At 65.5% G+C, this 18,748-nt stretch carries 15 protein-coding genes; 5 read left to right on the forward strand and 10 right to left on the reverse strand.

Features of this window, described 5'->3' with window-relative positions:
- Window positions 1-10: 10 nt before the first annotated feature.
- From CLV77_RS15335 to CLV77_RS15355, 5 genes are all read left to right on the forward strand, one after another.
- Complete coding sequence (locus CLV77_RS15335) at window positions 11-700, forward strand: FkbM family methyltransferase (RefSeq protein WP_076981338.1); 690 nt, start codon at window positions 11-13, stop codon at window positions 698-700.
- Window positions 701-910: 210 nt separating this feature from the next.
- The gene (locus CLV77_RS15340; RefSeq protein WP_076981339.1) at window positions 911-2,503 is read left to right on the forward strand and encodes a xanthine/uracil/vitamin C permease; all 1,593 of its coding nucleotides are present in this window, start codon (window positions 911-913) and stop codon (window positions 2,501-2,503) included.
- Window positions 2,504-2,805: 302 nt separating this feature from the next.
- Entirely contained in the window at window positions 2,806-3,720 is a 915-nt protein-coding gene (locus tag CLV77_RS15345) for a class I SAM-dependent methyltransferase (RefSeq protein ID WP_076981340.1), read from the forward strand.
- A 40-nt stretch (window positions 3,721-3,760) separates the two neighbouring features.
- Complete coding sequence (locus CLV77_RS15350; protein WP_100053144.1) at window positions 3,761-5,047, forward strand: hypothetical protein; 1,287 nt, start codon at window positions 3,761-3,763, stop codon at window positions 5,045-5,047.
- 206 nt (window positions 5,048-5,253) lie between these two features.
- Window positions 5,254-6,480, forward strand: coding sequence for a hybrid nucleoside-diphosphate sugar epimerase/sugar transferase (locus CLV77_RS15355; protein WP_076981342.1), 1,227 nt, complete (start codon window positions 5,254-5,256; stop codon window positions 6,478-6,480).
- 34 nt (window positions 6,481-6,514) lie between these two features.
- Here the strand turns inward: CLV77_RS15355 and CLV77_RS15360 are convergent, their stop codons facing one another.
- The 10 genes from CLV77_RS15360 to pseI form a co-directional block, all read right to left on the reverse strand.
- The gene (locus CLV77_RS15360) at window positions 6,515-7,264 is read right to left on the reverse strand and encodes a class I SAM-dependent methyltransferase (protein ID WP_076981343.1); all 750 of its coding nucleotides are present in this window, start codon (window positions 7,262-7,264) and stop codon (window positions 6,515-6,517) included.
- A 131-nt stretch (window positions 7,265-7,395) separates the two neighbouring features.
- Window positions 7,396-8,610, reverse strand: a complete 1,215-nt coding sequence (locus CLV77_RS15365) for a glycosyltransferase family 4 protein (protein WP_076981344.1) — start codon at window positions 8,608-8,610, stop codon at window positions 7,396-7,398.
- Complete coding sequence (locus tag CLV77_RS15370) at window positions 8,610-10,304, reverse strand: heparinase II/III family protein (RefSeq protein WP_076981345.1); 1,695 nt, start codon at window positions 10,302-10,304, stop codon at window positions 8,610-8,612. Before CLV77_RS15370 ends, CLV77_RS15365 begins: the two co-directional genes overlap by 1 nt.
- Entirely contained in the window at window positions 10,304-12,466 is a 2,163-nt protein-coding gene (locus CLV77_RS15375; RefSeq protein WP_085047317.1) for a bi-domain-containing oxidoreductase, read from the reverse strand. Before CLV77_RS15375 ends, CLV77_RS15370 begins: the two co-directional genes overlap by 1 nt.
- 51 nt (window positions 12,467-12,517) lie before the next feature.
- Window positions 12,518-13,255: an AglZ/HisF2 family acetamidino modification protein gene (locus CLV77_RS15380; RefSeq protein WP_076981347.1), complete on the reverse strand. Its 738-nt coding sequence runs from the start codon at window positions 13,253-13,255 to the stop codon at window positions 12,518-12,520.
- Window positions 13,255-13,872 (reverse strand): imidazole glycerol phosphate synthase subunit HisH, encoded by a 618-nt coding sequence (hisH, locus tag CLV77_RS15385; protein WP_076981348.1) that lies wholly within the window; start codon window positions 13,870-13,872, stop codon window positions 13,255-13,257. The genes CLV77_RS15380 and hisH overlap by 1 nt, the downstream gene beginning before the upstream one ends.
- A gap of 9 nt (window positions 13,873-13,881) precedes the next feature.
- Entirely contained in the window at window positions 13,882-15,015 is a 1,134-nt protein-coding gene (locus CLV77_RS15390) for an N-acetyl sugar amidotransferase (protein WP_085047316.1), read from the reverse strand.
- Between the two features lie 127 nt (window positions 15,016-15,142).
- Window positions 15,143-16,306: a hypothetical protein gene (locus CLV77_RS15395; protein ID WP_143815136.1), complete on the reverse strand. Its 1,164-nt coding sequence runs from the start codon at window positions 16,304-16,306 to the stop codon at window positions 15,143-15,145.
- A gap of 115 nt (window positions 16,307-16,421) precedes the next feature.
- On the reverse strand, window positions 16,422-17,684 hold the full coding sequence (locus CLV77_RS15400) for a lipopolysaccharide biosynthesis protein (protein ID WP_143815135.1): 1,263 nt from the start codon (window positions 17,682-17,684) through the stop codon (window positions 16,422-16,424).
- A gap of 23 nt (window positions 17,685-17,707) precedes the next feature.
- On the reverse strand, window positions 17,708-18,748 hold the full coding sequence (pseI, locus tag CLV77_RS15405) for a pseudaminic acid synthase (protein ID WP_076981310.1): 1,041 nt from the start codon (window positions 18,746-18,748) through the stop codon (window positions 17,708-17,710).

An 18,748-nucleotide genomic window follows, 5' to 3' on the forward strand; every position in this document is an offset into this window, starting at 1 on the left:
GGAAATGGCGATGTCTTTACAGGGCGAGTGGAAGCGGCTGAAGCGCCGGGTTCATCGGCTGGGCGAGCGCCTGCATGCCTGGCGCGACGCCGCCCGCGTTCACGCCCGCAACGCCGCCCATCCCGCACGGGTGCTGTTCGTCGACGGCGGCTCGAACCTGGGACAGGGGTTCGAATGGTTCGCCCGGCGCTACGATGACGGCAAGATCGCCTTCCACCTCTTCGAGCCCAACCCCAACTGCCACCCGGCGCTGGAGCGGCTGCGGGCGCGCTATGGCGAGCGGATGGAGATCCACGCCGCCGCCCTCGGCACCGCCGAGGGGGAGATGAAGTTCTACGGCCTGGCCGAGGGCGGGGAGCTGTCCCAGGGCGGATCCCTTCTGAAGAGCCACAATTCCACCTATTACGAGGCCCGAGAGGATGCCGCGATCGAGGTGCGGGTGATGGATTTCCCGGCCTATCTGGAACGCCAGGCCGAGCGGTTCGACACGATCGTGGTCAAGATGGACATCGAGGGCGCCGAGATCGACCTGCTGGAGGCGCTGCTGGAGGGTGGCGCGCACCGCTTCATCGACACGCTCTATGTCGAGTTCCACGCCCAGTACCAGGCCGAGCCCGAGCGCAGCCGCCTGCGCGCCCGCGAACGCGCCCTGGTGGCGCGGCTGAAGGCCACCGGCATGCGCGTCCGCATCTGGCACTGAGGGCCTCCCGCCCCGGGTATCGTGACCGGGCAGAGACGACCCGGCGGGCGGGGCCTGCGGGCCGATCCGGCCACGGATAGGGGCAAAATTCCCCCCCGGCGCGGTTTTTCTTTCCGAAACGGGACGGTTTCGCGCTATGGCCCCGATTGTCGGTCCGATCTTTCCGCCAAGGGGGGAGGGGCCGGCGGGGACAAGCAAGGGGATGTCACGATGACCACCACCACAGCCTATCGCTACCGCCTGTTCGTGCGGGGCGATTCCAGTGCCTTCTGGGCGCTTTTCATCGACAACCTGGTGAACCTGATGGTTCTGTCGGGGATCTGTCAGTTCGTCTTCCAGATGCCGGCCGAGATCGTCTACGGGCGCATCGTGCCCGGCGCCGCGGTGGCCATTCTGGCCGGGGTCGCGGTCTATGTGCTGCTGGCGCGGCGGGTGGCGCGGAAAACCGGGCGCGACGTGACGGCGCTGCCCTACGGGATCTCGACGCCGGTGATGTTCGTCTATCTCTTCGGGGTGATCGGCCCGATCTACTGGACCACCGGCGACGCGGTCCTGGCCTGGCAGGTCGGCATCGGCGCGGGCTTCGTGGGCGGCATCGTCGCGGCCCTGGGTGCCATCGTGGGCCCCTTCCTGCAGCGGGTGACGCCGCGGGCGGGCATGCTGGGCACGCTGTGCGGCATCGCGCTTGTCTTCATCGGCGCCGTGCCGCTGGCCGAGATCTTCGAGAATCCGCTGATCGGCTTCACCTCGCTGGTGCTGGTGCTCTGGGGGCTGGTGGGCCGCTTCCGGCTGCCCTTCGACATTCCCGCGGGTCTTCTGGCCATCGGCCTTGGCACCGCCGCCGGCCTGCTGCTGGGGCAAAGCCAGCTTGATGTTCAGGGCATCGGTTTCTACCCGCCGCTGCCCTATGTGGGCGACATGATCGCGGGCGTGCAATACGTCATCGCCAACCCCGAGCTGCTGCTGGTTCTGGTGCCGGTGCAGATCTACAATTTCATCGAGACCATGAACAACGTCGAAAGCGCCGAGGCGGCGGGCGACGACTACCCGGTTGCCTTGTGTCAGGTGACCGACGGGGCGGGCACCATGCTGGGCGCGCTTTTCGGCTCGCCCTTTCCGACCACGGTCTACATCGGCCATCCGGCCTACAAGCGCATGAACGCCCACGCGGGCTATGTGCTGTGGACCGGGGTGGTCGTGGCGCTGGCCGCGATCTTCGGGCTGCTGGCCTTCATCAACGCGCTGATCCCGATCGCGGCGGCGGCACCCATTCTGGTCTTCGTGGCGATCAGCCTGATCGCCAACACCGCCCGCAGCGTGCCGCCGGCCCATGTGGCGGCCGTGGCGGTGGCGATCCTGCCCCATGTCTCGGCCTTCCTGATGGTGAAATGGGGCTCTTTGATGGGGGCCCTGGGCAGCACCGGCATCGAAGGGCTGCCCCGGCTGGGCGATCCGGCGCTGACGGCGGCGCTGTTGCAGCAGGGGGCGCATTTCGGGGGCCATCAGGTCCTGTCACAGGGGGCGATCATCACCGGCCTCGTCTGGGGCGCGATCACCGCCAGCCTGATCGACGGGCGCTTCCGCAACGCCGCGGGCTTTGCCTTTGCGGCGGCGGCGATGACCTCGGTCGGGATCATCCACGCGCCGGGGCTGCAGATGCCGCAGCTGAACGGGCTGGTCGGCGGCTACCTGATCGTGGCGGCCTTCGTGGCGATCTACCCGATGCTGGCCCGCAAGCAGGACCTGCCCGAGGATCCCGCAGACCCGGCAGATCCGGCCTCCGCCCGTATTCCGGCCGAGTAAGCCTCAAACCTTCCGGGTCCGCCTTGCCGCGGACCCGGATTTTCGGCTCTTTTACGGGGTTGAAAGGGAAAACATTAAAAAGAGGCGTGTGCATTATCGAAGAAGCGTCGCGTCCTGCTCGGGCCACGCGTCATTCAACTCCCGCTCGGGATCCATTGGCCGGCGAGAGGCCATCAGGGTATTTCCCCAGGATGGGCGCGCAAGGCTAGATAGTCGCCAGCGGCTACTGTAAGACTTCGGAAATTGATCTCTTCTCATCTGGATCAACGGTTCACATGACTTCAACTAGCCCGCTTCCGGACATGGCCCAGGATCGCTGCACGGTCTGCGGACAAGGTCCCCTGGATTCGATCGATGCGACGGAATCCTTGCGCTACTTTGCCTGCAGTCACTGCGGATTGTGCATCAAACAGGTCCGGGACGGGGGGCAGCGAGAGGATTTCGAGCTGGGGCAGGCCTCGTATTATGAAGACGAGGAAGTCGATCCTTTTCAGGAGCCCACCGCGATCCGGAAGGAGCGCGCGGCGCGCCGGGCGCAGGTTCTGTCGTCCTACGTGGTACCCGGCAGGAAGGTGCTGGAAATCGGGCCGGGCGGTGGGCAGCTGGCCGACTGGATCGTGGCGCAGGGGGCCGAATACACAGGCTGCGAACATTCCCAGGTCTTGACACAGAAGCTTCGAGAGCGCGGCCTGAACGTGAGCCAGGGAGAGTTCGAGACGCTCGCATTCCCCGAACAGGTCGATCTGGTGCTCTCTTTTCATATCATCGAGCATGTGCCGGAGCCTTTGGCGCAGATCGAAAAGGCCTTCGAGGTCACCCGACCGGGTGGCCATTTCATTCTGGGCACGCCCAATGCGAAATCCTGGGAGCAGCGGATGCTGCCTCGGCTCTCGGCCAACTTTGACATCGGACATCTGCATGTCTTCTCGCCGGAATCCCTGCGCATTATGGCGCAAGAGGCCGGCTGGACGGTTGAGCGTGTCTGGACCTCGGAGTATACGTCGGACTGGCTGCGCCTCGTGACCAAGACGCTTCGGCGGCTGAAGGGCGAGGACGAGGTCGCATCGGCTGGCAAGTATTCCCGCGCCGCCTCTTCGGGACGAGTGGACGCGATCATTTCGGGTATCTCGACCATCACTGCCCCTTTCCGGAAACTCCAGGCCGGTTTGCGGGGGGGCAACGAAATTATCATGGTGCTTCGCAAGCCCCTTTCCTGACCCCGCCCCGTGAAGCCGCACGACGAGAACCTCTCCTTTTATGTCCGAAAAGCAGAAAATACGAATTCTGGTGTTTGATTGCTGGCTTCCGGGCTTTCTCTATGTCCGACACATCGCCGAACGGGACGATGTCGATCTGATCTTCGTGCATAATTCGGAAAGCCAGACCGGCCAGCCGGCCAAGGAATACAAGGATTTCAAGGCCAATCTCCAGGTACCGGGCTGGGTTAGCGATTTCAGCCAGTTCGGCGGCGATTTCAACCGCATGTTCGATGAGCTGAAGCCTGACATCCTACTTGTCACCTCGATGCATTATGTCGAATGCCGCTCGGCGCTGATGTTCGCCGGGGCGCGTGGTGCGAAAACCGCCTTCATCCCCCACGGCATCTTTCTACTGGATCGCGACAAGACCCCGACGGCCCCATCCTCGGGGAAATCGCGCTTGTTTGCGCTCTTCACCAAGATCCCGAGGGTTTTCTACTATACGCGGCTGTTCTGGCGGGCGCATTTCCAGCGCTATGGCCACAAGAAACTGGGCCCGGCACTGGCCTGTTACAAAAGCCTGATGACCCGCTATTCGCGCTGGCAATGGTCAGCCGATCCGGCGGCACAGACATATTACGCGGGGCTGCTGGATCTGGCCATCATCTACGATCCCTCGGTGCGGGATCATTATCTGGAACACTCCCCCAAGATTTTCTCTCGAACCAGGTTCGTCCTGGCCGGCACCCTGGATACCGGCAAAATTCTGGCCGAAGCGCGCAAGACGCCGACGGCTGAGATCATGGACAAACCGGCGGATGAGGCGGGAGAGAAGGTCGCCTATTACATTTCCAGCCCCTATCCCGAGAATTTCAACGATGCGGGGGCCGAGATCCTTGCCGACCTCATGGGGCGGCTGAAGCTTGTGGCTGAAGCGGGCGGCTGTGATCGCCTGGTCTATCGCCCCCATCCGGGCGAGCCGTCGTGGTTCGTCGACCGTGTATGCGCGAAGGCCGGGATCGAACGCGATGCGATGCCGGGCCTCGGCGGGCTTCTGGCCGCAGACCTGGTCTGCAGCACAAGCTCGTCGCTGCTCTATGTGGCAATCAAGCTGGGCAAACCCATTCTCGTGCTGCGTTCGGGGCGGTTCAAGGCGGACGAGCCCTATTTCGAGCCGCTTATCAGCCATCCCAAGATCGGCTTTGACGGCGATGCCGACCCGCAGGCCGAGGCCGCCCGCCACGGGGATGAGCTGCGCCGGCTTCTGAGAGAGGCCCCGCGTCCCGATCTCGGCTCCCTGCTGGACCCGGCCGATGCGCTGCTGGAGGCGGCTGAAAGAGGCTGAATCAGATGCTCGCGCATCACTGGGGTATTCCTTCAAGCTGAATGCGAAAGACCGGCGATTATCAAAACGAACCATAATCTTCATTATGACATCAAATTCGGCAGGGTGCCTTTCACCTGAATTCCGGATGCGGGGTGTCTTCCATTTACCGCCTTCGAGGATGGCGATAGACAGCATCAGCACTCAGTAATTTCCGAAGAGATATTATGAAAATTGTCATCACGGGCGCTTCGGGATTCATCGGGTGTCAGATCGTGCCCCTGCTGCGGGACGGCGGTGCCGACCTGCTGCTGGCCGGCCGCGATCCCGAGGCCCTTGCCCGGCGGTTTCCCGATCTTCCGGTGATCTCCTACGAGGATCTCGCGCAGCGGGGCGCGGGGTATGACGCGCTGGTGCATCTGGCGGTGCGCAACAACGACCAGCCCGGAACCCTTGATGACTTCCGCGCGGCCAATGTCACGCTGCTGGAACGGATCGCCACGGCGGCCCGGACCGCCGGCATCGGCGTCTTCATCAACATCACGACGTTGCACGCCCAGACCGCCGGCACGGATCCCTATGGGCGCAGCAAGGCCGAGGCCGAGGCTTTTCTGAACGGATTTACCGGGCTGCGGGTGGTGCATCTGCGGCTGCCGGCGGTCTACGGGACCGAATATCGCGGCAAGCTGGCGGTGCTGAACCGGGTGCCCGCCCCCCTGCGCCCCCTGGCCTTCAAGCTGCTGTCGGCCCTCAAGCCGACGGTGCATGTGACGCGGGTGGCTGCGGCGATCCGGCAAGAGGCTGACGCCGCCTCCGCCTCCTCCTCGGACCCCACCCCCCCGGGCCCCACGGAGCGCATCGTCTCGGACGCGCAACGGGGCAACGGGGTCTATGCGGCATTGCGCCGGCTGATCGACATCTCCTTCGCGCTGTTCGTCATCCTGTTTCTCTGGTGGGTCCTGCTTGCGGCTTGGGTCGCGGTGCGGCTGTCGTCGCCGGGCCCTGCGATCTTTGCCCAAGAGCGGGTCGGACGTCAGGGGGTGCCGTTCACCTGCTACAAGTTCCGCACCATGCACATGGGCACGCGTCAGGCCGGCACCCACGAGCTGACCGCGGCCTCGATCACCCGGACCGGGGCCTTCCTGCGCAAGACCAAGATCGACGAGCTGCCCCAGATCTGGAACCTGCTGCGCAACCAGCTCAGCCTGGTGGGCCCCCGCCCCGGCCTGCCGGTGCAGACCAAGCTGACCGAAGAGCGCATGAAGCGCGGGGTCTTCGAGATCCCCCCCGGCATCACCGGCTGGGCCCAGATCCAGAACATCGACATGAGCGATCCCGAACGGCTGGCGCGCACGGATGCGCAATACGTGGCGCTGCGCTCGGTTCTGCTGGACCTGAAGATCATCCTCGCCACCGCCCGCGGCAAGGGCCAAGGCGACAAGGTCAGCCTCTAGCGGCCCTTTTTCGGGGAATTCTGCGGGCCGCCCGTCAGGCCGGCTGTTTTTCGATCAGCAGGGTCTTCCAGTTCATCAGCACCGGCCCGCTGATCTGGATCCGGCTGCCATCCCGGGCCAGCTGCTCGGTATAGGTGGCCATGAAATCGGGATCCGCGGGCTTTTCCAGGTCGATGTCGATCTCGAAATCCTCGACCCGGCTCAGCCGGTAGCCATGCTGCTGGCAGAGACGCGAGATCTCGGGCAGGGCGTAGGTATTATAGAAGGCCCGGCGCCCCGCGCCCCCGTCCCGGCGGTTCTCGCAGACCTCGGTCCGGGCCGAGATGTCGCCCTCGTAGAACAGCGAGGTGAGGGCGATCCAGCGCGGCGCGACCTTCTCGAAGATCTGGGTCAGAGGTCCGGCGCATTCGGGCAGCCACGACAGGGTCTGCAGGCTCATCACCCCGTCGAATTCCGTCAGCGGCGGCAGGTCGAACCAGTCCAGCTGCCGAAACGAGAGGTTGTCGCGGTTCTCGGTCCGCGCAATCTCGCGGCCAAGGGTGATCAGCTCATCGACATATTCGCCACAGACGAATTCAACCTCGGGGTGCCGCTCGGCCAGGAAAGCGGTGGCGCTGCCGCTGCCACCGCCGAGGTCCAGCACCTTGCCGGTGCCCTGGAGCTGGGGACAGACGAAGGCCTCGAAGGCCACGGTGCTGCGCTTGGGGTTCTGGTATTGCGACAGGTGATAGTGCTTCAGTCGATCGTCCAGACCGGTCCATTCGTGGGTGCGTTGCTTGGACAATTTCGCTCCAAACTTCTGAAATATGCAAAATGACTATAATAGGCTGGTCGCTAAAAATCTGACCCCGGTCCCGCTTGGACCCGGGCCCCGATCAGCCTGTGTCCGAAGCTTTCCGTGTTTGAATGGCCTTGTCAATCTTTGGGACGGCTGGAGGGCAGGCTGCCGGAGGGGATCAGCGACAGGACATCGCGTGCCATCTCGGCCATGATCCGGCTGCGGGAATGACGCTCGCGAAACGCCGCCCGCTCGAAGTGGCGCGGCCCTTGCAGCAGGCTGCGGACCCCGGCGGCCAGCGCCTCGGCGTCGCAGGGGGCAAAGAGGACGCTGCCCGGCACCTCCCCCTTCACGAATTCGGCCGCCTGCCCGCTGACACCGGCCAGCACGGGCTTTCCGGTGGCGGCATATTCGAAGATCTTCGACGGCAGCACCTTGAGAAAGGCCGGATGGTCGTTGAGGTGCAGAAAGAGGATGTCGGCCGCGTCGTAATGGTCGTAAAGCGCGTCGCGCGGCACGGGGGGAAGCACCTCGACATTGTCCAGTCCGGCGGCGGCCACGGCCTCTTCCAGCTGACGCCGCCGGCCGCCGTCGCCCACCAGACGAAAGCGGGCCTCACCGCGCAGCATCTTCGCGGCACCGGGGATCACGTGATGCAGCCCCTGCCCCTCGCCCATGTTGCCGCCGTAGAAGACCACCGGCAGACGGTCCGGGGACGCTTGGGGAACGGCGAAGCTGCGGGTCAGGAAATCAGTGTCGATTCCATTGGTAAAGAGCCGAAATTCCTGATCGGGAGCGACCGCGCGGGCATGATCCAGAAAGCCGGGCGATACCAGGTTGACCCGCGCGGCGCGGCGCAGGGTCCAGCGTTCCAGCCGCCGAAAGGCGGGGATCAGATGCCGGGTCCGGGATGTCGCCAGCAGATCCGTCATCGTGTCGGTGAAAAGATCGCGAATATCGAGATAAAGCGGCACCCCCGCCCGGCTGGCCACGCGGGCCCCCAGAGCCGCGGTCATCAGGCGCGACGAGGTGGCATAGACCAGATCCCACCGCCCCGCCCGGCTTAGCGCCAGAGCACGGCGGGCAAAGACGGCGAAGGCCCGCGACTGATCCACCATGCCGCTTTTGTGCGACGGCAGCGGAATGCGCCGGATGGTCAGGCCGGGGTGTTCTTCCAGGGCGGGGGTGCCGGCGCCGGCCAGGGCCGAATAGCGGTTGGGCATCGAGGTGATCAGATCGATATGCAGATCCTCCCGGGCCTCGGCGCGCAGGGCCTCGACGAGGGCCGAGGTGCGAAACGATCCGGCACTCAGGTCGGGCGGGTAGTAGAAGCTCAGGATCAACAGGCGCATCACGGCTCCCAGGTCAGACGGGTTTCGATGTCGAGGGGCAACGCCCCCTCAAGCTGCACGCGCAGCCTTGTGCAGGGCTCATGGCGGCCAAAACCCGGATGCCAGCTGCCCGGCTCGACCAGCAGGGTGCCGGCGCTGGTGGCAACCTGCACGTTTCCGTCCGGCCCGGTCAGCCGGGCGTTGCGCGCGGACAGGCTTTGGGCCTGCCATTCGGGGGTCAGCAGGAAGATGACCTCGGCCCTGTGGTGCGTTGGCAAAGAGCCCTTGCGAGGGCTGTGGACACGGTCCCGCACCAGCAGGCTGTCGTCGCGCAATTCCCACTGCCGGTGATGGCGGGGGGCGCCGGGCAGCCGTGCATAGCCGTCGTGCCCGGCCTCCAGCATCAGCCGGTCGGCATGGCGCTCAAGCCGGGGATCAAGGATACGCGCGCGCCGGGCCACCCGGAAACCGCCCCAGACTTCCGAGGAATCCTCTCCGTCCAGAACCAGGGTGGAATGGGCCTCGGTGCCGCGCTGACGCAGCCGTTCGGCCCCCGAGCCATAGACCGAGGTGCCCGAGTTCACGATCAGCCGCCGTCCCTTCAGCGACAGCTCGAAGCTGAGGCTGTCGGCATGGGCATGGCCGGGCAGGTAATCCGGCCCCACCGGCGCGGTATCGGCCAAAAGCACCGCCGGGCCGCATTCCAGCCTTGCATAGCCGCTGTCGGGCAGGCGCAGCGCCCCGCCCTCTGGTCCGGGCCCCCCTGTCTCGGCCGGGCTCAGCCCCAGGCGGGCGGCATAGGCGCGGGCGGCGGCCGGGGGTGGGGCGATGCCGATGGTGGCATCGTTGAAAAAGGCGATCTCGCCGTCGGGATGGGACAAAAGCGCCATCCAGCGCAGCATGTCCGGCACCCGCGCTTCCCATTGGGCCACGGCCCGCGCCAGGGGGGCGTCGGGGACCGGCGCAAGGCAGCGGGTCAGGTTGATCAGGTCCAGCACATCCTCGAGCATCACGATGTGATACATCGGGCTCAGTTCGAAATGCCCGCCGTCGGGCAGGATCTGCTCGGGGATTTCGCGGTCCAGAATCCTCAGACCAAGCCGCCGCCAGTTCCGCGCCTCGGGCCCCTCGAAATAGAGCCCCGCAAACACCAGCGCCTTGGCGTTGGCCAGCAGGTGATTGCCAAGGATGTGCCGTTCAAGGTTGCGGGTAAGCCAGCGCGCCTGATCGGCCAGGCTGGCGCGGGCGGCGTCCGACAGCCCTTGGCCGGCAAGCGCCCACTTGATCCAGGCCACGATCCGCAGCGAGGTGGGATAGGGCTCCCAGCCGGTGCCTTGGCCGGGCGGGTTGGCGGCGATCCAGTCGGCGATCAGGGCGTGATGGGCCTGAGAACGCTGTGCCGCATCCGCCGCCAGCAGGTCGCCGAAATAATGCTGATTGTAGCGCCAGAGCTTGTCGCGCCCCGCGCCGTCCCAGCCAAGTTCCGACAGATGCCCCGCCTGGCCCAGAAACTCGAACCGGTCGGGGGGCGCGAAACTGGCGCGGGTGGGAATGGGGGCGGTCCAGACAGACGCAGGGGCACGTTCGGACAGCGCCACCCCCCGCCGCGCCTTGGGGTGCCACACCCGCCGCCACAGCTGGAACAGGATCTGCTCGGCCTTCAGATGGCGCAGGGTGTGCCAGTAGCGCGAGACCTTTTTCAGGGTCTTTTCCATCACTTCTGGCAATAGCTGGTCCCGGACCGCAGACCCTCGGCCACCTCGAGGGTGACGCGGGCGACCTCGAACAGCTCGTCTGCCGGGATCGGGGCGGCCCCGCCCTGGCGCACGGCCTCAAGGAAGGCCTCGGCGCAGGCCTTCTGGCCCTTGTCCTGCCGGCGCAGGGTCTCTTTCCTGAAGCCGCGCCAGCCAAAGCCGCGCAGCTTGAGGAAATTGTCCAGCTGCAGCGTGCCGCCCGAGGCGAAGACCTCGATCCGCTCTTTCGGGAAGGCCGCGCCGCCGTTGGCCAGATAATGGATCGTGCCGAAAGAGCCGTCGGCAAAGCCCAGGGTGATGGCGGCCTTGTCCTCGGTCACCGCGACGCCGGGGGCGTCGCCCATGCGCATGGCCTGGGCCGAGACGATGGGGGATCCGGCCAGAAAGCGCATCAGGTCGATGTAATGGCAGGCCTCGCCGATGATGCGCCCGCCGCCCGTCTCGGGGTCCTGGGTCCAGTGATCGGCGGGGATGGCGCCGGCGTTCATGGTCATGATGAAGCTTTTCGGCTCGGCGGTGGCGTCCAGCAGGCGCTTCATGGTGCGGATCTGGGGCGCGAAACGGCGGTTGAAGCCGACCATCAGGTGACGGGCACTTTCGGCATGGGCGGCCTCGACCTCGGCCAGCCCTTCGCGGTCCAGCGCCAGAGGCTTTTCCACAAAGACATGCTTGCCCGCCCGCAAGGCGGCGGCGGTCAGGGCGGCGTGGCTGTCGTGACGGGTGACGATGGCCAAGGCGTTGATCGCAGGCTCGGCGATCACCGCCGCGCTGTCCGAGGAGGCATGGGCAAAGCCCGCCTTCTGCCCGTGCACCACGCTGCTGGTCCCGCCCGACGAGGCGATCGTGTGCAGCCGGGCGCCTGCGGCCTTGAAGGCCGGGATCAGCATCCGGGAGGCATAGTTGCCGGCCCCGATGAACCCCATGACAGCGCCGCCCGGTTCGGCGGAAACCCCTTGCGAAGGGCCGGTTTTACCGGCCTCCAGTGTCACCTGCCGGACATGGCGGGGGGGTACGGCGTGGTCGTATTCCAGCACGATGCCAAGGGCGGTCTTGTCTTCGGACAGCACCTTGTAGGCGTCGGGTGCCTTCTCGAAGGCAAAGCGGTGGGTGACCAGCGGGCTCACATCCAGCGCGCCGCTGTCGAGCATGTCCAGAACGGCCTCGAAGTTGCGCTGCTCGGTCCAGCGCACGAAGCCCAGCGGGTAATCCTGACCGCCGGCCTCGTAGGCCGGGTCGTAGCGGCCGGGCCCGTAGGAGCAGGAGACCTGAAAGCTCAGTTCCTTTTCGTAGAAATCGGCGCGGCTCAGCTCCAGCCCGGTGACGCCCACCAGCACGATGCGCCCGCGCTGACGGCTCATGCGCGCGGCCTGGCTGACCGGGTCGCTGGACTTGGTCGAGGCGGTGATGATCACCCCGTCGACCCCCGCGCCGCGGGAAAAGGCCATCGCGGCGGCGACCGGATCCTCGCCGGCGGCGGGGTTGCAGGTCTGCGCGCCGAAGCCGCGGGCGAGGGCCAGCTTGTCCTCGTCGAAATCGATCGCCATGACCCGGCAGCCCTGGGCGCGCAGCATCTGCACGGTCAGCAGGCCGATCAGCCCGACGCCGGTGACCACGAAGGCCTCGCCCAGGGTGGGGGCGGCCAGGCGGATGCCCTGCAGCCCGATCGCGGCCACCACGGTGAAGGACGCGGCCTCGTCCGAGACCCCGTCGGGGATGGCGGCGCACAGGTTGCGCGGCACCCGCACCACATCCGCATGGGGCCCGTTCGAGACCACCCGGTCACCGGGGCGCCAGTCGGACACCCCTGCCCCGACCTCGGCCACGCGGCCGACGTTGCAATAGCCCAGCGGCAGCGGCTGGGCCAGCTTGGAGCGGACCGCGTCGACGGTGGTCATCAGCCCGTCTGTCTGCACCTTGTCGAGCACCTGACGCACCTTGTCGGGCTGCGAGCGGGCCTTTTGCAGCAGGCTGGCCTTGCCGAAATCCACCAGCATCCGTTCCGTACCGGTCGAGATCAGCGACAGGGTGGTGTCGATCAGCAGATGGCCGCGGCTGGCCTGAGGGGCGGGCGCCTCGACCAGGGTGGTGCCGCCCTTGGCCATGTCCTGGAGAACTTGTTTCATTGGAATTTCGATCCTTGCAAACGGTCGGGAGGCGGAAGGGCAGGTTCGGGGTCAGGGACGCGCATAGCTGATGAGCACCGCGCGGTAGGTGCCCTTGAAGACGAACATCGAGCCCGCCGCCGCGCCCACCACGCCCAGGGCGTCGATCAGCTCGGCCATGTGGGCCGGTGTGCCGGCCCCGCCCAGGATCGTCAGGGGCACGGTGACCCGCTCGCGCAGGGCGCGGGCCAGATCCAGATCGTAGCCCTGCATCATCCCGTCGCGATCGACCGAGTTCAGCACGATCTCTCCGGCGCCCAGATCGACCGCCTGGGCGGCGAAATCCAGCGGCTTGACCTTGTGTTTTCGGGTGGCGTTGTGGCTGACCACGCCGGGCCCGCCCAGCAGGCCCTTTTTCACGTCGATCGTCACCACCACCGACTGGCGCCCCACGGCCTCGGCCATCTCGCGGATCAGCTCGGGGCGTTCGAGGGCGGCGGCGCTGACCGAGACCTTCTCGAAGCCGAGGGCGATGAGGGCGGCGGCCTGGCGGGCGCTGGTGATGCCGCCGCCATAGCACAGGGGCATCCGGCTTTCGACGGCGATGCTCTTGAGATGGGCGAAATCGGGCTCGCGCCCCTGGACGCTGGCGTCGATGTCGAAGATCGCCAGCTCGTCGACCTCCTTCTCGTTGAAGATCTTGACCGCGTTGATCGGGTCGCCGACGTATTTGTCATCCTTGAACTGGCGGGTCTTGACCAGCCCGCGATCGCGGATCAGCAGGCTGGGGATGATCCGGGATTGCAGCATCAGTCGAGCTCCGCGAAATTCTGCAACAGGCGCATGCCGTTGGAATGGCTTTTTTCGGGGTGGAACTGCATGCCGAAGACATTGCCGTTCTCGACGGCGCAGGGGATGGCGCCGCCGTAGTTCACCCGGGCGGTGACCTGGCCGGGGTCGGCCGCGTCGAAATAGTAGCTGTGCAGGAAATAGAAGCCGCGCGCGGCGTCGATCCCGTCGAACAGCGCCCCGTGCCCGGCCGGCTCCAGCGCGTTCCAGCCCATGTGCGGCAGGTGCGGCGGCCGGTTCAGCCCCGAGGTGTCGATGCGGCGCACCTGGCCCTTGATCCAGCCCAGGCCGGGGCGGCTGCCCTCCTCGCTGCCTTCGGCCAGAAGGTGCATGCCGACGCAGATGCCCAGCACCTTCTTGCGCCGCTCCAGCACCTGTTCGTTCAGCAGGTCCACAAGGCCCGAACGTTCCAGCGTCTCCATGGTGGGATCGAAGGCGCCGACGCCGGGCAGGATGTAGCGGTCGGCCTTTTCCAGCTCGGACGGCTCGCCCGACAGCAGGTGCGGTATCTTGCGCTGCTTGAGGATGTTCATGATGGCCGAGACATTGCCCGACCCGTATTCGATGATCCCGATCATGTCCCGTTCCTAGCGCTTGACCGCGCGTTCGACCCCCAGGGCCTTGAGCACCCTGGCACCGGCATTGAACATCCACTCCTGGTTTCGGTAGTCGCGATAGGTCTTCAGGGGCATCTCGTGATAGCGGCGCAGCTCGTCGACGCCGATCCCCAGCTTGGTCGCGATATACTCGAATTCCTCGTCGATGGTCTCGGGGTTGTAGGCGGGCCGGGTCAGCTTTTCCAGCGCCTCCTTGCGGCTCATCTGATCGGTCAGGATCAACGAGGAATATTGCACCCGCCTTGTATCGTAGCCAAAGCGCGTGGGCAGCCAGTAGGCTTCGAAGAAGCGGGTGAAGCGGCTTTCGAAATGCTTTTGCGGATAGGGGCGCCAGCCATATTCCGAGGATAACGTGTCGATCGCGATCTTCTTGGAATAGGGCAGCAGGTTCAGCGGCTTGACCACTTTCACCCCGCGCAGGTAGCGCAGGTAGACCTTGTGAAAGAGGATCGAGCTGAAGGGATAGGTCTTCAGCTCGCGGGTGCCGAACCGGGCCTGGATGTCGCGCAGCTGGACCAGATCGGTGCCGTGATAGAGCCATTCCAGCGGGTTGCGCACGCATTCGGTGGCGTAATTGCCGCCGTTCATGATGTATTTGATGCCGTGCTTGTTGGCGAAATGGTAAAGCGTGGCGATGAAGGCGTGGTCCTGGGGGATATCCAGATGCGGCACACCGGACTTGAAGAAGGCCAGCTGGAAGTCGCGCATCTCCTCCCAGTTGATGACCTCGGTATAAAGATCGAGCCCCAGCTTCTCGACCAGCATCTGGATGTTGTTGACCGCGATGTCGCTGTTCCAGCCGCCGTCCACGTGAAAGACCAGCGGCCGCAGGCCGAACTCGGTCACCAGCAGATGCAGCATGTAGGAGCTGTCGAGCCCGCCGCTCATGCCCAGGATGCAGTCGAACTCCTTGCCCTCGCCCTCCTTGCGGATCTGCGCCACCATCTCGGCCACCTGTCTGCTGCCGACCTCGTCGGGGTGCCAGTTGGGCTTCACATCCGCCTCGAACCCGCGGCAATGGTCGCACACTCCCTGCGCATCGAAGCTGATCGCCGGATCGGAGGTGTCCATCACGCAGTTGGTGCAGATCTGGTAGTCACGCATGTAGAATTCCTTGGTGGGCGGAAGAAAAGGGTGCGGAAAGCTTTGCTAGGAGGCGGACGGATCCCCCGCCCCGGATAAGGCAACGGTCAGGTGATGAAAACACCCCCGCCGCTCCGGAACGCCGTCCTCAGGCATGCGAGGCCCCGAAGGGGACCTGCGGGACCGGCGTGGCGCCGGGGCCGCGCGAAGGAACGGCGGGCGGAGATGACATCATGGTAAACAATCCGAGATAGAAAAATAGGTCGAGAGGGGTGGGGAACAGGCTTGGTTCGCTCACGATGCGCATGAGAATGACAAGGTAAAAGACCGTGTTCAACAGCCGGGCGCCCGCGCCGCGGGTCGACAGGGGGATCGCCACGCAAAGAAACAAAATCAGGACAAGATATGGCAATCCGAAAAAATGATGGGCCCGAATTAGCGAGGAATGGGGGTTCCCGTTATAAGTCGCCTCGATCACCGTAAGCTCGAAATCGGCACCGATCAAAATCGAAAGGAAATCGAGCTTGTCGACATAGGCTTCCCACATCTCGGCGCGGGCATAATCCACCAGGCCGGCGGAGAGCTTCGTGGCATTGGCCAGGTACCAGACCGCTAGGTCGTAGAAACGCAGGAAGAAAAGCGCGCTGACCACCCCGACCGCCGCCACCATGATCAGTCGCCGCTTCATGCTGCGCTGGGTGAACCCGTAGAACGCCACGCTCAGCAGGACCAGCACCAGCGCTGCCAGCAATGACCCGCGCCCGTATCCTTCGATGGCGATATAAAGGGTCACCACGGGGGTCACGAGGGGCACCGAGCGTTTCTGATGATACAGAACCACCCCGTAGACCGCCTGCACCAGCACCAGAAAAAGGGTGATGGCGTTACTGCTGGCATCTTTCACCATGTAGTCCAGCGGCAGGATCGTCTGAGCGGTGGTTGCCAGATACAGCAGGATTATTCCTTGCATCAGCACCAGCATGCCGAACAGCGCCTTGCGCAGGTCTTCGCCATAGCCGCTCAGCACATAGGCGGCAAACATGCCGAACACGCCGGTAGCGTAATGGAAAGGGGCGAAGTTGGATTTGTAGATGGCGAAGGGCAGCATCAGGGTCATCACGGTGAAGACGCTCAGCATCACCATTCGCGCCCCGTCCAGATTGCGGTTCAGGATGCGCCGCCACCCCGCCAGAGCAATCCCTATCGTGACAACCAGACCCAGGACCATGAGCGGCAGGTTGAAGTAGAGATATCCCCCCAGCACCAGCGCGAAATAGGCCAGCAGACCCAGGGTGGTCCAAGATGGGCGCAAGCCCTGTACCCCCATGCGCACCTCCATCCTAACACGTGCCCGGGACGCTGGCGGTGCCGCCCGAACCGGCCCGGCCCATGGGCGGCATCCTGGAGATGACAGTGAAATCCAAGTCTCAGACCTCTTTCGATTTCAGGCGCCACGGCATGGGCATGACCCGCTGTGCCAGCACCCATGTCAGAAGGAAGATGACCAGCCGGGCAACGACAAAGGCGATGACCCCCCCGTGGATACCCAAGATCGGTATCAGTGCCAACAGAAGAGCCACGTTCGTGACGCTTCCGGCCACGGTCACAAGGGACAGAAGCTCGGTGCGCCGGGCATAGGCCAGGTAGTTGGTCGTCATCAGGTAGCATCCGCCCAGGGCCTGGCCCAGCACCAGCCACCCGATCAGCCCCGCCGCGGGCAGATAGGCCGGGTCGAACACCAGTGCGACCACCGGCCGGGCCAGCGCGAAGGCGATGAGGGTCAGCACGGCCATCAGGGCGAAATAGCCATAGGTCAGCTTCACGATCCTGCGCTGTCCCTCCGCCCCCCCGGTCTTCAGCAGCTCGAAAAGCCAGGGCACGTAGGCCTTGTTGAAGGCATCGCAGATCACCCCCAGCACCATCGAGATCTGGAAGGCGAACAGATAGAGGCCCACCGCCTCGGAGCTGACCATGCGGTTCAGCACGAAGACCCCGAACCAGGTGACGAAGAAAGTGCCCATCTCGTGGGGCATCAGCGGCACGCCGAAACGCAGGGCGCCGCGAATGTCCTGCGGGCTCCAGCGGGCCCGCAGCCGACCCCCGAGGCGCAGCACCACGAGCGCCAGCAGCCCGAAGGCCAGCGCGGCCCACATCACCCCCGAGACCCGCCCCCAGGCGCCCCAGCCCAGCCCCACCACGAACAGCAGGCTGAGCCCGATATTCAGGGCGCTGTGCCCGATCTGGAAGGCGCCGTAGGCCAGGGGCTTGCGGCGCACCTGATACTGCCCCAGCAGCAGGTTCAGCGTGAAGACCATCGCCGCCGCCGCCAGCCCGGCCAGCATGAAGCCGGGCGGGATCTGAAGCCAGTCCCCCAGCGGGGCCCCGGCCAGCAGCAGCCCCAGGCCCAGGGTCGTGGTGGTGGCGGCAAGGATCAGCAGCACGTTGAAGATGTAGACCCCGATCTCCTCGCGGCCGACGTCATAGCTCTGGCGCACCACCGCGCCGGCGGTGCTGAGCCCGCAAAGCGCCAGGAACAGGGTATAGAGCCCCTGGAACACCCCCAGCAGGCCGAACTCGGCAGGGGGCATGTAGCTGGTCAGCACCGGCAGCAGCAGAAAGGGCAGCGCGGCGGTCGTCACGCTGGCCACCAGGTAGATCAGCGAGCCTGAAAGAAGGGAAGCGGAGCGCATGCGGCCTTCGCCCGACAGCCGGCTCAATCTTCGATCAGTTCGAAGGCGAGCGGGGTTGCCCGGGGAATGTCCCGCGCCGCGCGGCGGCCGATGACGGCCTCCAGGTGCTTGGGCGCCAGGCCCCAGCCCGGGCGGATGGAGCGGACGTTCTCGTGGCTCAGCAGCGCACCCTTGGGGATGTCGGCCACGGCATAGAGCGAGCGGCGGAAGATGACATTCTGCACCTCGCTGGACTTGTGGCCGTAATCGACCTTGCCAAGCGCCTTCCAGGCGGTGTGGCTGGCCTCGACCAGGGCGGTCAGCTCGTCGGGCTCCAGCGAGAAGCTGTCGTCGGGCCCGCCCCCGTTGCGGTCCAGGGTGACGTGTTTCTCGATGACGCAGGCCCCCAGCCCCACCGCGGCGATGGCGGCGGTATTGTCGATCGTATGATCCGAAAGCCCGGTCAGCACGCCGAAGCGGCTTTGCATGTCGGTCAGGGTGCGCAGGTTGTAATCCGAGGCCGGCGCCGGGTAGCCGCTGACGCAGAGCAGGACCACCAGCTCGGTGCAGCCGGCATCGCGGGCGGCATCGACCGCCTCGGCGATCTCGGTGGCATCGGCCATGCCGCTCGAGATGATCATCGGCTTGCCGGTCTGGGCCACATGGCGGATCAGCGGCAGGTCGATGGCCTCGAAGGAGGCGATCTTGTAGGCCGGCGCGTCCAGCTTCTCGAGCATGTCCACGGCCGTGAAATCGAAGGGCGAGCTGAAGATCGTGATCCCCAGGTCGCGGGCCTTGTCGAACAACGGGCCATGCCAGTCCCAGGGCATCTGCGCCCAGCTGTAAAGATCGTGCAGGCTGCGCCCGTCCCACAGCCCGCCCTTGATCTGGAACTCGGGCCGGTCGCTGCGGATGGTGATCGTGTCGGCGGTATAGCTCTGGATCTTGAGGGCGTCGGCCCCCGCGGCGCGGGCCACTTCCATGATGCGGAAGGCCCGCTCGATGTCGCCGTTGTGGTTGGCCGACATCTCGGCGATCAGGTAGGGCGGGAACTCGGGACCGATGTCCCTGGAAGCGATGCGCAT

It is taken from the genome of Brevirhabdus pacifica (genome assembly GCF_002797755.1).
GTDB classification, from domain to species: Bacteria; Pseudomonadota; Alphaproteobacteria; order Rhodobacterales; family Rhodobacteraceae; genus Brevirhabdus; species Brevirhabdus pacifica.

Bases quoted from the DNA above. Each gene is read 5' to 3' on its own strand.
- CLV77_RS15335 (WP_076981338.1), top strand. From the start codon at position 11: ATGTCTTTACAGGGCGAGTGGAAGCGGCTGAAGCGCCGGGTTCATCGG.
- CLV77_RS15340 (WP_076981339.1), top strand. From the start codon at position 911: ATGACCACCACCACAGCCTATCGCTACCGCCTGTTCGTGCGGGGCGAT.
- CLV77_RS15345 (WP_076981340.1), top strand. From the start codon at position 2,806: ATGGCCCAGGATCGCTGCACGGTCTGCGGACAAGGTCCCCTGGATTCG.
- CLV77_RS15350 (WP_100053144.1), top strand. From the start codon at position 3,761: ATGTCCGAAAAGCAGAAAATACGAATTCTGGTGTTTGATTGCTGGCTT.
- CLV77_RS15355 (WP_076981342.1), top strand. From the start codon at position 5,254: ATGAAAATTGTCATCACGGGCGCTTCGGGATTCATCGGGTGTCAGATC.
- CLV77_RS15365 (WP_076981344.1), bottom strand. From the start codon at position 8,610: ATGCGCCTGTTGATCCTGAGCTTCTACTACCCGCCCGACCTGAGTGCC.
- CLV77_RS15370 (WP_076981345.1), bottom strand. From the start codon at position 10,304: ATGGAAAAGACCCTGAAAAAGGTCTCGCGCTACTGGCACACCCTGCGC.
- CLV77_RS15375 (WP_085047317.1), bottom strand. From the start codon at position 12,466: ATGAAACAAGTTCTCCAGGACATGGCCAAGGGCGGCACCACCCTGGTC.
- CLV77_RS15380 (WP_076981347.1), bottom strand. From the start codon at position 13,255: ATGCTGCAATCCCGGATCATCCCCAGCCTGCTGATCCGCGATCGCGGG.
- hisH (WP_076981348.1), bottom strand. From the start codon at position 13,872: ATGATCGGGATCATCGAATACGGGTCGGGCAATGTCTCGGCCATCATG.
- CLV77_RS15390 (WP_085047316.1), bottom strand. From the start codon at position 15,015: ATGCGTGACTACCAGATCTGCACCAACTGCGTGATGGACACCTCCGAT.
- CLV77_RS15400 (WP_143815135.1), bottom strand. From the start codon at position 17,684: ATGCGCTCCGCTTCCCTTCTTTCAGGCTCGCTGATCTACCTGGTGGCC.
- pseI (WP_076981310.1), bottom strand. From the start codon at position 18,748: ATGCGCATCGCTTCCAGGGACATCGGTCCCGAGTTCCCGCCCTACCTG.